11 protein-coding genes are annotated in these 12,725 nt (G+C 56.4%); 3 read left to right on the top strand and 8 right to left on the bottom strand.

The genetic code is table 11. The features are described 5' to 3' along the window. The 3 genes from ACWB12_RS17315 to ACWB12_RS17305 form a co-directional block, all read left to right on the top strand. Positions 1 to 329: ABC transporter ATP-binding protein (locus ACWB12_RS17315; RefSeq protein ID WP_479531351.1), on the top strand; the 329-nt coding region annotated here is incomplete at its 5' end. A 24-nt stretch (positions 330 to 353) separates the two neighbouring features. After that, the gene (locus tag ACWB12_RS17310) at positions 354 to 1,961 is read left to right on the top strand and encodes a peptide chain release factor 3 (RefSeq protein WP_479531350.1); all 1,608 of its coding nucleotides are present in this window, start codon (positions 354 to 356) and stop codon (positions 1,959 to 1,961) included. Positions 1,962 to 2,271: 310 nt separating this feature from the next. Further along, the gene (locus ACWB12_RS17305) at positions 2,272 to 3,729 is read left to right on the top strand and encodes a DEAD/DEAH box helicase (RefSeq protein ID WP_479531349.1); all 1,458 of its coding nucleotides are present in this window, start codon (positions 2,272 to 2,274) and stop codon (positions 3,727 to 3,729) included. Positions 3,730 to 3,759: 30 nt separating this feature from the next. Here ACWB12_RS17305 and ACWB12_RS17300 read toward each other — a convergent pair whose 3' ends face one another. The 8 genes from ACWB12_RS17300 to ACWB12_RS17265 all read right to left on the bottom strand — a co-directional run. After that, positions 3,760 to 5,433, bottom strand: coding sequence for a ribonuclease J (locus ACWB12_RS17300; RefSeq protein WP_479531348.1), 1,674 nt, complete (start codon positions 5,431 to 5,433; stop codon positions 3,760 to 3,762). After that, positions 5,430 to 6,209, bottom strand: coding sequence for a type III pantothenate kinase (locus ACWB12_RS17295; RefSeq protein WP_479531347.1), 780 nt, complete (start codon positions 6,207 to 6,209; stop codon positions 5,430 to 5,432). The genes ACWB12_RS17300 and ACWB12_RS17295 overlap by 4 nt, the downstream gene beginning before the upstream one ends. Positions 6,210 to 6,220: 11 nt before the next feature. After that, positions 6,221 to 6,958 carry a biotin--[acetyl-CoA-carboxylase] ligase gene (locus ACWB12_RS17290; RefSeq protein ID WP_479531346.1) on the bottom strand — a complete coding sequence of 246 codons (738 nt, stop codon included), beginning with the start codon at positions 6,956 to 6,958 and terminating at the stop codon, positions 6,221 to 6,223. After that, positions 6,948 to 8,387: an NADH-quinone oxidoreductase subunit NuoN gene (nuoN, locus tag ACWB12_RS17285; RefSeq protein ID WP_479531345.1), complete on the bottom strand. Its 1,440-nt coding sequence runs from the start codon at positions 8,385 to 8,387 to the stop codon at positions 6,948 to 6,950. Before nuoN ends, ACWB12_RS17290 begins: the two co-directional genes overlap by 11 nt. A gap of 11 nt (positions 8,388 to 8,398) precedes the next feature. Continuing rightward, positions 8,399 to 9,937, bottom strand: coding sequence for an NADH-quinone oxidoreductase subunit M (locus ACWB12_RS17280; RefSeq protein WP_479531344.1), 1,539 nt, complete (start codon positions 9,935 to 9,937; stop codon positions 8,399 to 8,401). After that, the gene (gene nuoL, locus ACWB12_RS17275) at positions 9,937 to 12,018 is read right to left on the bottom strand and encodes an NADH-quinone oxidoreductase subunit L (RefSeq protein ID WP_479531343.1); all 2,082 of its coding nucleotides are present in this window, start codon (positions 12,016 to 12,018) and stop codon (positions 9,937 to 9,939) included. Before nuoL ends, ACWB12_RS17280 begins: the two co-directional genes overlap by 1 nt. Positions 12,019 to 12,023: 5 nt before the next feature. Beyond that, a complete protein-coding gene (gene nuoK / locus ACWB12_RS17270; protein WP_479531342.1) occupies positions 12,024 to 12,329 on the bottom strand; it encodes an NADH-quinone oxidoreductase subunit NuoK in 306 nt (101 codons plus the stop codon). 2 nt (positions 12,330 to 12,331) lie between these two features. Beyond that, positions 12,332 to 12,725, bottom strand: a 394-nt coding sequence (locus ACWB12_RS17265) for a hypothetical protein (RefSeq protein WP_479531341.1), incomplete at its 5' end; no start/stop codon positions are given.

Below are 12,725 nucleotides of genomic sequence, written 5' to 3'. Positions count from 1 at the left end.
TGATGGAACTACAGGCCGACCTTGGCATTTCCTTCCTGTTCATCAGCCACGATATGGCCGTGGTGGAACGGGTCAGCCACCGCACCGCCGTGATGTATCTGGGGCGCATCGTGGAAATCGGCCCGCGTGCGGCCGTGTTTGAAAACCCCCGGCACGAATACACCCAAAGCCTGCTGTCTGCCGTTCCGGTGGCCGACCCCCGCAAGCGCAAGGTCGAGGCGGATCTGAACTTCAAACCGATCCCCTCGCCGATCTTCCCGCTGGATTACGACCCCGGCCCGTCGCTCTATGACGAGGTCGACCCCGGCCACTTTGTGTTGCGCTCGTAACCCAGCGCCCCTATACGCGGGACCATGTTGGACCAAAGCACAAATCGCCCCGAATTGCCGCCCGAAATTGCGCGGCGCCGCACCTTTGCGATCATCAGCCACCCCGATGCGGGGAAAACCACACTGACGGAAAAATTCCTGCTCTATGGTGGCGCGATCCAGATGGCTGGACAGGTGCGCGCCAAGGGCGAATCCCGCCGCACCCGGTCCGACTATATGAAGATGGAGCAGGAGCGCGGCATTTCGGTTTCCGCCTCGGCCATGTCGTTTGATTTCGGCAACTACCGGTTCAACCTTGTCGACACCCCCGGCCACTCGGATTTTTCCGAGGACACTTACCGCACTCTAACCGCTGTGGATGCGGCGGTGATGGTGATTGATGGGGCCAAGGGGATCGAGAGCCAAACCCAAAAACTGTTCGAGGTTTGCCGCCTGCGCGACCTCCCTATCTTGACCTTTTGCAACAAAATGGACCGCGAAAGCCGCGATACATTCGAGATAATTGACGAAATCCAAGAAAACCTTGCGATTGATGTCACCCCTGCCTCTTGGCCGATTGGCGTTGGCCGTGACTTCATCGGTTGCTACGATTTGCTGCATGACCGGCTGGAATTGATGGACCGCGCCGACCGTAACAAAGTCGCTGAAAGCGTTTCGATCAACGGGCTGGATGACCCACAGCTGGAACAACATATCCCCGCTGACCTGCTGGACAAACTGCGCGAAGACGTCGAAATGGTGCGCGAACTGCTGCCGCCAATGGACGCGCAGGCGATGCTTGAGGGCACGTTGACACCGATCTGGTTTGGCTCTGCGATCAACTCGTTTGGCGTGAAGGAATTGATGGATGGCATCGCCGAATATGGCCCCGTTCCACAGCCTCAAGCGGCCGAGCCGCGCATGATGCGACCCGAAGAGAAAAAGGTCACTGGTTTTGTATTCAAGGTGCAGGCCAACATGGACGCCAAACACCGCGACCGCGTGGCCTTTGTGCGTATCGCCTCGGGCCATTTCAAACGCGGCATGAAATTAACCCATGTGCGCAGTAAGAAACAAATGGCAATCAGCAATCCGGTGCTGTTTCTAGCCGCCGACCGCGAATTGGCCGAAGAAGCATGGGCCGGCGACATCATCGGCATCCCCAACCACGGCCAATTGCGCATCGGCGACACATTGACCGAGGGCGAAGCCCTGCGCGTCACCGGCATCCCGTCGTTTGCGCCCGAATTGCTGCAAACCGTGCGCGCCGGTGATCCGCTGAAATCCAAACATCTGGAAAAAGCCCTGATGCAATTCGCCGAAGAAGGGGCCGCCAAGGTGTTCAAACCGATGATCGGCTCGGGCTTTATCGTCGGCGTGGTTGGCGCCTTGCAATTCGAGGTGCTGGCCAGCCGGATCGAGCTGGAATACGGCCTACCTGTGCGGTTCGAGGCCAGCCAGTTCACCTCGGCCCGCTGGGTGTCGGGCGACAAGCTGGCTGTGGATAAGTTTGTGAATGAAAACAAGGGTCATATGGCGTCAGACAACGATGGCGACTCGGTTTATCTGACGCGGCTGCAATGGGACATCGACCGCGTGGTGCGCGATTACCCCGATGTAAAGCTGACCGCGACCAAGGAAATGATGCTGTAAATTCGCCCCTTGTTCCTATGAACACAGATAGGGGCAAACAGGCCACACCCCTTGTTTCATTGGCCCATTCACCTTCTTTGCATAACCCATTCATATGTATGAATTTTTTCAGATGACCCCGTTTCTATTTCCGAAACAATAAGCAAGACAGCACCGCATTGATCCAGATCGTGCAAGCCACATTGACCCCGCCCGATATATTCAGTAGGTCAAACATTATTCGGGGGATGCATGTGCATAACTTTTGGCCATCCGGGCCGCCCACCCCCAGAACCGATGCGGCGATGAATGCCGTAGAACACGGATAACAATGACAAAATTCGCCGACCTAAAACTATCTCCGAAAGTCCTGAAAGCGGTCGAGGCCGCTGGATACGAAACCCCGACCCCGATTCAGGCAGGCGCAATCCCGCCCGCACTGGAAGGGCGCGACGTGTTGGGCATTGCCCAGACTGGCACTGGCAAAACCGCCAGCTTTACCCTGCCGATGATCACCATGTTGTCGCGTGGCCGTGCCCGCGCACGGATGCCACGCTCTCTGGTGCTGGCCCCGACCCGCGAATTGGCAGCCCAAGTGGCCGAAAATTTCGACGCCTATGCAGTGGGCAGCAAGCTGTCCAAAGCGCTGCTGATCGGTGGTGTTTCGTTCAAGGAACAGGATAAGCTGATCGATCGCGGTGTTGACGTTCTGATCGCAACACCCGGCCGTTTGCTGGACCATTTCGAGCGCGGCAAGCTGATGCTGACCGGCGTGCAAATCATGGTGGTAGACGAGGCCGACAGGATGCTGGATATGGGGTTCATCCCCGATATCGAGCGCATCTTTTCGCTCACACCTTTCACCCGCCAAACCCTGTTTTTCAGCGCTACGATGGCACCGGAAATCGAGCGGATCACCAACACGTTCCTGTCGAACCCCGCCAAAGTCGAAGTGGCCCGCGCCGCAACGACCGGTGAAAACATCAAACAGGGTGTGATCAAGTTTCGCTCTGAAAACAAACGCAACGAGCCGCGTGAAAAACGCGATCTGCTGCGGGCGTTGATCGAGGGCGAAGGCGACAGCTGCACCAGCGCAATTGTATTTTGCAACCGCAAGGTCGATGTGGACACCGTCGCCAAGTCGTTGAAAAAGCACGGCTATAACGCCGAACCGATTCACGGCGATCTGGATCAGTCCCGCCGGATGGAAGTTCTGTCGGGTTTTCGCGATGGCAAAATCAAGTTCCTCTGCGCCTCTGACGTGGCGGCGCGTGGACTGGACATTCCTAATGTCAGCCACATCTTTAATTTCGATGTGCCCTCTCATGCCGAAGATTATGTGCACCGTATTGGCCGCACCGGTCGCGCGGGTAAATCGGGCGTTGCCCTGATGATCTGCGTGCCGAGGGACGATAAAAATCTCGAGGATATCGAACGGCTGGTGAAACATGAAATCCCGCTTTTGGACAGTCCCATGGCTGCTGCCCCTGCACCAACGACTGCAAAAGAACGCACGCCAAAAGACGAGGCGGTTGAGGAGAAACCAAAACGCGCACGTCGCACACGCAAGCCCAAAGAGAGTGCAGATGCGCCGGTTGAAGCAAAAGTAGAGCCAAAAGCCGACACACCAAAAGAGACGCCGCGCGAAAAACCGGCGCGGCGTGACAATCGTGATAACCGGCAACGTGGTGGTGGTGGCAATAACAACCAGCGCAATCAGGTCAAAGGCATGGGCAATCACATGCCAGATTTCATCGCCAAAAGCTTTGATGACCGGCGCGACGGGTAATTAGTCGGGCGGGGTTCTCCCCCGCCCCTCTCAGCCGATCAAACGGCTGACAACCACAGTCACTTCAGGTTTTTTACCAATCTCGCCTTGAGCGGTGCGACGCACTTCGCGTTTGATGGATTCCTCCATCTTGTCGTCACTTGCTAAGGTTTTATCGTTCATCCGCATCAATAGCTGGTTCAAATCGCCCTCGATCACATCGACCAAAGGTGCATTTGAATTGCCCAGTTCGGCCAATCCCATCACCTCGACCCACGCATCGCCCAGCGGTTCGTCATTTTCATCCATGATCACCGTGGCCAACACATGGCCGTTCAGCGCCATGCGAATCCGGTCGCGGATAATGCCATCCAGTGCGCCGTATTGCACGCTGCCGTCCAGATAGGTGCGGCCAGTTTCTATATGTTCCACCACATGGGGTGCGTCGCCGGTGATGTCGGTCAATGATCCGTTGACCAGCACCATCGAGGCACGGCCCTTATCCGTGGCCAGATGCGCATGTTCGCGCAAATGCCGGTGCTCGCCGTGCATCGGGATCACCATTTCGGGGTTCACAATGTCATGCATGCGCAGAATGTCGGGGCGGTTAGCGTGGCCGGAAACGTGATATAGGCCATCGCTGTCATCAACAATATCGACCCCCATTTCTGAATAGGCATTCATAATGCGGATCACGCCGCGTTCGTTGCCGGGGATGGTTTTAGACGAGAACAAAAAGGTATCGCCCTCGTTCATCCGTAGGCCCAGATATTTACCGCGTGACAGTTGGGCCGAGGCTGCACGACGCTCGCCTTGCGACCCTGTTACGATCAGCATCAGGTTTTCGCGTGGAATGTCACGGGCGTCTTCAACCGGAATGGTGTTCGGGAAACCTTCAAGGATTCCAGTGGCTTCGCCTGCTGCAACCATCCGCTGCATGGCGCGGCCCAGCAAGCAAACAGAACGACCTGCCGCCTGCCCTGCTTCAGCCAGCGTTTTTAGACGCGCGACGTTAGAGGCAAATGTGGTGGCCACAACCATGCCGCTGCAACCCGCAATCATCTTGGTGATTTCAGGGGCAACGGACGCTTCAGAACGCCCCGCACTTTTTGAAAACACGTTGGTAGAATCGCACACCAGCGCCTTCACACCATCTTTGGACATCTCGCGCCATAGCGCCTCGTCAAACGGCTCGCCCAGAACGGGGGTTTCATCCAGTTTGAAGTCTCCGGTGTGCAGCACGCGCCCCGCAGGGCTATCAATTACAAGGCCCGAGCTTTCGGGGATTGAATGCGAGATCGGCAGGAACGACACCGTGAATGGCCCCGCTTCCACCGTTTCGGGATAGGGTGAAACCGTAATCACCTCGTCCGGTGAATGCCCCGCCTCTTCCATCTTGCGCCGCGCGTGATGCGCGGTAAAGGCGCGTGCGTAAACTGGCGCACCCAGACGTTCATATAGGTAGCCGATGCCACCCACATGGTCCTCGTGGGCATGGGTGATAAATATCGCCTCGAGCCGGTGCTTGTTTTCCTCAAGCCAGGCGATATCGGGGAAAATCAGGTTCACCCCAGGGGTCGTATCCATATCGGGAAATGTCACCCCGATATCGACCAGTATCAGCCGTTCCTTGCCCGGTTTTCCATAGCCGTAAACATAGGCATTCATGCCAATTTCGCCCGCCCCGCCAAGGGGCAGGTATATCAGTCGTTCAGACTTTTTCATGTGTTGCCTTGCTCGATGTTAAAATCGTGGATGACGGTCAGACCGTGCATGGTCAGATCATCTTCAAAGTGGTCAAAGATCGTATGGCCCTGCTGGAACAAAGGTGCAAGCCCACCGGTCGAGATAACCTTCATATCGCGGCCCAGCTCGGCCTTGATTTGCTGATTAATGCCGTTGACCAGCCCGACATAGCCCCAAAACACCCCCGATTGCATGCAATCTACCGTGTTGGTGCCGATCACCAGATCGGGCTTGCGCACATCCACATGCGGCAGGGCGGCGGCGGCTTTGTGCAACGCCTCAAGGCTCAGGTTCACACCGGGCGAAATCACCCCGCCGATATAGGCCCCATCGGTATCCACCACGTCAAAGGTCGTCGCGGTGCCAAAATCAACGATAATCAGATCACCCCCATACAGATCAAACCCAGCAACCGTATTGACCAACCTGTCCGGTCCGACCTGCGTATCCGCATCGACCCGAACATCGACGGGCAACAGACAGTCAGGCTTGCCCACCACCAGCGGGCGGCAGCCACAGTAACGATCGGCAAATACCCGCAAGTTCCAGACCACACGCGGGACGGTGGATGATATGATCACCGCATCAACATCCAGCTTTATCTTGTGATGTTGTAACAGTGTGGTCAGCCAGACGAAATACTGGTCCGCCGTGCGGGTGTGTTCGGTGCTGGTGCGCAGGGTGCAAAGGAACTTTTTCCCGTCCCACAGGGAAAACACCGTATTGGTATTGCCGCAGTCGATTGCCAGTAGCATGATCGAGCCTTTCAGAAATAAACCTCGCCCGCAGGGATCGCCCGCTGGCCTTGGGATGTCCTTAGTATAAGTGCGCCTGTCTCGTCCACCGTTTCAAACGTGCCTGTGTGTTCCATCGTGCCGGTGCGCGCCGTAATCACCTCGCCCAGACGTGCGGCGCGGGCCAGCCACGCGGTGCGGATCGGGGCAAAGCCATATGTGGTGAACTGTGCCTCGTATCGCGCGAATGCAGGCGCAAGAGCATTCAGAAATTCCTCGGGTGTCACCTGTGCGCCGGTTTCCGACAGCAGGCTGACAGGGCGCACGGCCCCGCCCTCGACCGCGTCAGGAACATTTAACAGGTTCACCCCGATGCCGATGGACAGAGGGCCATTACCTGCGCTTTCCAGCAGTATCCCCGCAACCTTCCCACCATTCAACAGCACATCGTTGGGCCATTTTAACGCCAACCCACTGCTGCGCCCCGTCACCGCGACAATCGCGTCATACAGCGCCAATGATGCGATGAAAGAGCGCAACGCCGCCTGTTCCGGCCCATCACTGGGTCGCATCGCTAATGTCGCTGCAAAATTGCCAACCGGATCGACCCACGCCCGCCCGCGCCGTGCACGGCCTTTGGTTTGCTTTAACGCAAGAATCCACGTCGGCCCCGCCAAATCGAGGGCAATCCGCGCCGCATGGGTTAGGGTGCTGTCGACCTCGGGCAGCACGATGCGCCCGACCCCGTCAGGCCAGTCGCTATTTGACAAGAGCCTCGGCCGCCGTTGCTGCAAATCCATCGACGCCAAACAGGTTGACCAGCCCCAGCAGCATGATCGCTGCTGACGCCATCAGGAAGGTCCACAGCACCGGTGACATGGTGCCGTCCAGCCCGTCCTCTTCGGCCTCGCCGAAATACATGTAGTAAACGATGCGCAGATAGTAGAACGCGCCGATTACGGATGCGATCACACCGGCAATCGCCAGCCATGTCATGTTGGCGTCCACGGCGGCTTTTAGCACATAGAACTTGCCGAAAAAACCGACCATAGGTGGCACGCCCGCCAACGAGAACAGCAGGATCAACATCGCCAACGCTTTCAGCGGTTCACGCTTGGAATAGTGGTTTAGCGATGAAATGTTGGTCACGGGCCGTCCATCTTTTTCCATCGCGGTGATAAAGGCGAATGTGCCGATGTTCATGGTGATGTAGATCGCCATGTAAACCAGCATCGCCTGCACGCCGCCAACGGTGCCCGCCGCCAGCCCCATCAGGGCGAACCCCATGTGCGAGATGGATGAGTAGGCCATCAGCCGTTTGATATTGGTCTGCCCGATCGCGGCAACCGCGCCTAGGAACATCGACAGCACAGCAAGCAGCGCGATGATCTGGCTCCAGTCCGCCACGGCCATGCCGAACGCATCATGCACCACGCGGGCAAACAGCCCCATCGCGGCCATTTTCGGTGCGGTGGCAAAAAACGCGGTGACGGGGGTGGGTGATCCCTCGTAAACATCAGGCGTCCACATATGGAACGGCACTGCCGACACTTTGAACGCCAGCCCCATGATCACAAAGGTCAGGCCAAACAACAGCCCCAGCGGGATCTGTTCGCCCGCCGACGCCATGATGCCGCTAAACACTGTGGTGCCTGCGAACCCGTAAACCAGCGATGCGCCGTAGAGCAGAATACCGGACGACAAAGCGCCCAGCACAAAGTATTTCAAGCCCGCTTCGGAGGATTTCAGACTGTCGCGGTTCAATGCGGCCACAACGTATAGCGCCAGCGATTGCAGCTCAAGCCCCATATAAAGCGCCATCAGATCACCCGCCGACACCATCATCATCATGCCCACTGCCGATAAGGCGACAAGGATCGGGTATTCAAACCGCAGCAACCCGCGGCGCAACATGTAATCCTTGCTCATCAGCAGCACGGATGCCGCCGATAGCAATATCGTCACCTTGGCAAAACGCGAGAAACTGTCATCCACAAACGCCCCGTTAAACGCGGTGTGTGCGCCCGCAGGCGAGAACGCAATCCAGATGCCAAGCCCCGCCATCATCGCGGATGTGGCCCACAGGATCAGCCCTGCGACCTTGTCCTTGGTCGTGTAAACCCCGAACATCAGGGCCGCCATGGCAAACACAGCCAGCGCAATCTCGGGCGCTACAATCGAAATATCGGCGTTTATCATTTGCGCCACCCCTAATGTGTTGCCAGCGTCACGGCATCAACGGCCGGTATCGCTGCGTGGTAATTTGAAACAAGCGCCTCAACCGAGGGGCCGATGATGTCGAGCACCAGTGCCGGATAGACCCCCAACAGAAGCGTCATAAAGACCAGCGGCGCAAAGATCGCTTTTTCGCGCTTCGTCATGTCGGTGATCGAACGCAAGCTTTCCTTGAGTAGATCGCCAAACACCACGCGGCGGTATAGCCACAGCGCGTAGGACGCCGACAAGATCACGCCGGTGGTGGCAAACATCGCCACCCATGTATTGGTCTGGAAAATGCCGATCAGCACCAGAAATTCGCCGATAAACCCGGATGTGCCCGGCAGGCCGACATTGGCCATAGTGAAGAACATAAAGATCAACGCATAATGCGGCATCCGGTTGACCAGGCCACCATAGGCGTCAATCTCGCGGGTGTGCATCCGGTCGTAAATCACCCCGACACACAGGAACAACGCGCCTGATATAAAACCGTGGCTGATCATCTGGAAGATCGCCCCGTCAATGCCCTGCTGGTTGACCGCGAAAATGCCCATGGTCACATAACCCATGTGGGCGACGGATGAATAAGCAATCAGCTTTTTCATATCTTCCTGCACCAGCGCCACCAAGGACGTGTAGATGATCGCAATCACCGACAGCCACAAAACAAAGGTGCCCATCACCTCGGACCCCATCGGGAACATCGGCAGACTGAACCGCAAAAAGCCATAACCACCCATTTTCAACAGCACCGCCGCCAGCACAACGGACCCAGCGGTGGGGGCCTGAACGTGCGCATCCGGCAGCCATGTATGCACCGGCCACATCGGCATTTTCACTGCGAATGAAGCAAAGAACGCCAACCACAGCAGGGTTTGCAAGCCACCGATAATCTGGAAGCCAAACACGCTCATCGGGCTGGAGTCGAATGTGTGGTTCAGCAGGGTCGGAATATCGGTGGTGCCCGCATCGTTATACATCGCGATCATTGCCACCAGCATCAGCACCGAACCAAGGAAGGTATAAAGGAAGAACTTGAACGCGGCATAAATCCGTTCCTTGCCGCCCCAGATACCGATGATCAGGAACATCGGGATCAGACCGGCCTCGAAGAACAGATAGAACAGCACCAGATCCAGCGCCATAAACACACCCAGCATCAGGGTTTCGAGCAACAGAAACGCGATCATGTATTCCTTGACCCGCACCGTAACACCCCAACAGGCGGCAATGGTGATCGGCATCAGGAAGGTGGTCAGCATCACAAACAGGATCGAAATACCATCGACACCCATTTTGTATTTCAGCCCCAGTATCCAGTCCTTTTCCTCGACAAACTGGAACCCCGTATCTGCAGGCTCGAAACCGGTCAGGATAAAGATCGACAGGATGAAGGTGGCCGACGTTGCCAGCAGGGCCAGCCATTTCGCGTTCTTTTGCGCCGCAGCATCGTTGCCGCGCAGGAACACCGCCAGTATCAGCGCCGCAAGGGCCGGGATAAAGGTGACAATAGAAAGAAGGTTTTCCATCAGTGCGCCCCCCCACTAATCGCCATCCAGCTGATCAGAACCACAATCCCGATCACCATCGCCAGCGCATAGGTGAATACGTAACCCGACTGCGCCTTACCTGCGAGCCGCGTGAAAAACGGGATGATACCCATCGCTACACCATCAATGCTGCCATCAATCACCTTGCCATCGCCTTTTTTCCATAAGAACCGGCCAACGGCCATCATTGGACGCACAATCAATGCATCATAGATTTCATCAAAATACCATTTGTTCAGTAGGAAACGATACAGCATCGGCTGAACCTCGGCCAAACGGCGCGGCGCGGACGGGTTAACGATGTAGAAATACCACGCCAGCACAAAACCCAGAACCATCGCAATAAACGGCGACACCTTGACCCATTTGGGGGCTTCGTGTGCGTTCTCCATTACATGGTTGTCGGGATGGGTGAATATCGCGCCCTCGGGCGCCATCGCAACTTGGGTTGCAGCCTCGGTCTCGTGTCCCTCTGCGGCCTCGGCATTCCCCTCAGCAGCACCTTCAGCGGCAGCTTCGGTGTGAACCGGCACCCCGTAAAACTCGTTCACCTGTTTATGGTCGCCAAAAAACGACCCCAGCCAGATCATCCCCGCAAACACAGCCCCCAGCGCCAGAACACCCAGCGGCACCAGCATGGTCCACGGGCTTTCGTGCGCGTGATCATGGGTATGCGCGTCGCCGCGCTGCTTGCCCCAGAAGGTCAGGAACATCAAACGCCAGCTGTAAAAACTGGTCATTGCGGCGGCCACGACCAGCATCCAGAAGGCATAGGTGCCGATGCCTGACTGCGCGCCATAGGCGCTCTCGATAATCGCGTCCTTGGACAAAAAGCCCGCGAACCCGATTGTGGTCAGCGGAATACCAACGCCGGTGATCGCCAGCGTGCCTATCAGCATCGCCCAGAACGTCAGCGGGATTTTCTTGCGCAGGTTGCCGTAGTTGCGCATGTCCTGCTCATGGTGCATCGCGTGGATCACTGACCCCGCCCCTAGGAACAGCATCGCTTTGAAAAATGCGTGTGTGAACAGATGGAACATCGCGGCGGAATAGACGCCGACACCGGCGGCCACAAACATATAACCCAGCTGGGACATGGTTGAGTAGGCGATCACCCGTTTGATGTCGTTTTGCACCAGCCCGATTGTGGCCGCGACAAAGGCCGTGGTGGCCCCGATCAACACGATGAACGTGGTGGCCTCGGGTGCGTATTCCATCAACGGCGACATCCGACAAACCAGAAAAACGCCAGCCGTTACCATGGTCGCGGCGTGGATCAGCGCCGACACAGGCGTCGGCCCTTCCATCGCGTCGGGCAGCCACGTGTGCAGGAACAATTGCGCCGATTTCCCCATCGCACCGATGAACAACAACAGCGCCAGCAGGTTGGCCGCGTTCCACTCGGTCCAGAGGAATTTCAACTGCGTTTCCGCCAGTTGCGGCGCGGCGGCGAACACGTCGTCCAACTTGATACTATCGGTCAGATAGAACAGCCCGAAGATGCCCAAAGCAAAGCCGAAATCACCTACACGGTTGACCACGAACGCCTTGATCGCGGCGGCATTGGCGCTGGGTTTCTTGTAATAAAATCCGATCAACAGGTAGCTGGCAACGCCAACCCCTTCCCAACCAAAGAACATCTGAACCAGATTATCGGCGGTCACCAGCGCCAGCATGGCAAAGGTAAAGAACGACAGATACGCAAAGAACCGCGCCTTATAGTGCTGGTCCTCGTTCCACTGTGGGTCGCCCTCCATATAGCCGAAACTATAGAGGTGAACGACGCTGGAAACCGTGGTCACAACCACCAACATGATCGCGGTCAAACGGTCCATCCGGATGCCCCAATCGGTGCTGAGCGTGCCGCTCTCGATAAAGCGCAGGATCTGGATATGTTCGGTGACGCCATCAAAGCCGATGAACACCACCCACGACAGCAATGCGGACAAAAACAGCAGCCCCGTGGTCAGCACTTGCGCGCCTTTTTCACCGATGATCCGCCAACCGAAACCGGCGATTATCGCGCCAATCAGGGGGGCAAAAAGAATTGTTTGCAGCATCGTATTTACCCCTTCATCACGTTGGCGTCTTCAACGTCAATCGTGCCGAGGTTGCGGAAGAAAACAACAAGGATCGCCAGACCAATCGCCGCCTCGGCAGCAGCAACAGTCAGCACAAATATTGTGAACACTTGCCCTACCAGATCACCGGAAAAGGCCGAAAAGGCGACAAGGTTGATGTTGACGGACAACAGCATCAGCTCGATCGACATCAAAATGATAATGACGTTTTTACGGTTCAGGAAAATCCCGAAAATCCCGATCACGAACAGGGCGGCCCCAACGGCCAGATAGTTTTCAATTCCGATCATATTCACCCGCCTTGCTTGTTGTCGTTCGAGATATTGGGAAAGAAATGTTTGCACATCCGAAACGGATCAATGCGGTTCTTCCTTCTAAGTTCTTTTTGAGAGGAAACAAAATCCGTTACCACTTCTAATTTTTCAGTAGCCGCTTGTTGAATCAAATCTTCAAATGGAACTTTGCCGTTGAAGACATCCAATGTCCCCCTCGGTTCCAAATGGTAATGGATCATGTCCGCTGAAAAGCCACCAATATATGCGTATCTATCAGAAGGTATGGGGTGCTCCGGCTCACCTTTTCCATGTATCTGAATACTATTTCGATTTTCGCAGTCTGTGATAACAACACTTTCATTAACCCCGCAGGAGAAACCTTCTGTGATGATTTGCACAATCCTATTACGT

The organism is Profundibacter sp. (assembly GCF_056498605.1).
Note: the sequence above shows the minus strand (reverse complement) of the source record. Positions and strands in the feature narration are given on the sequence as shown.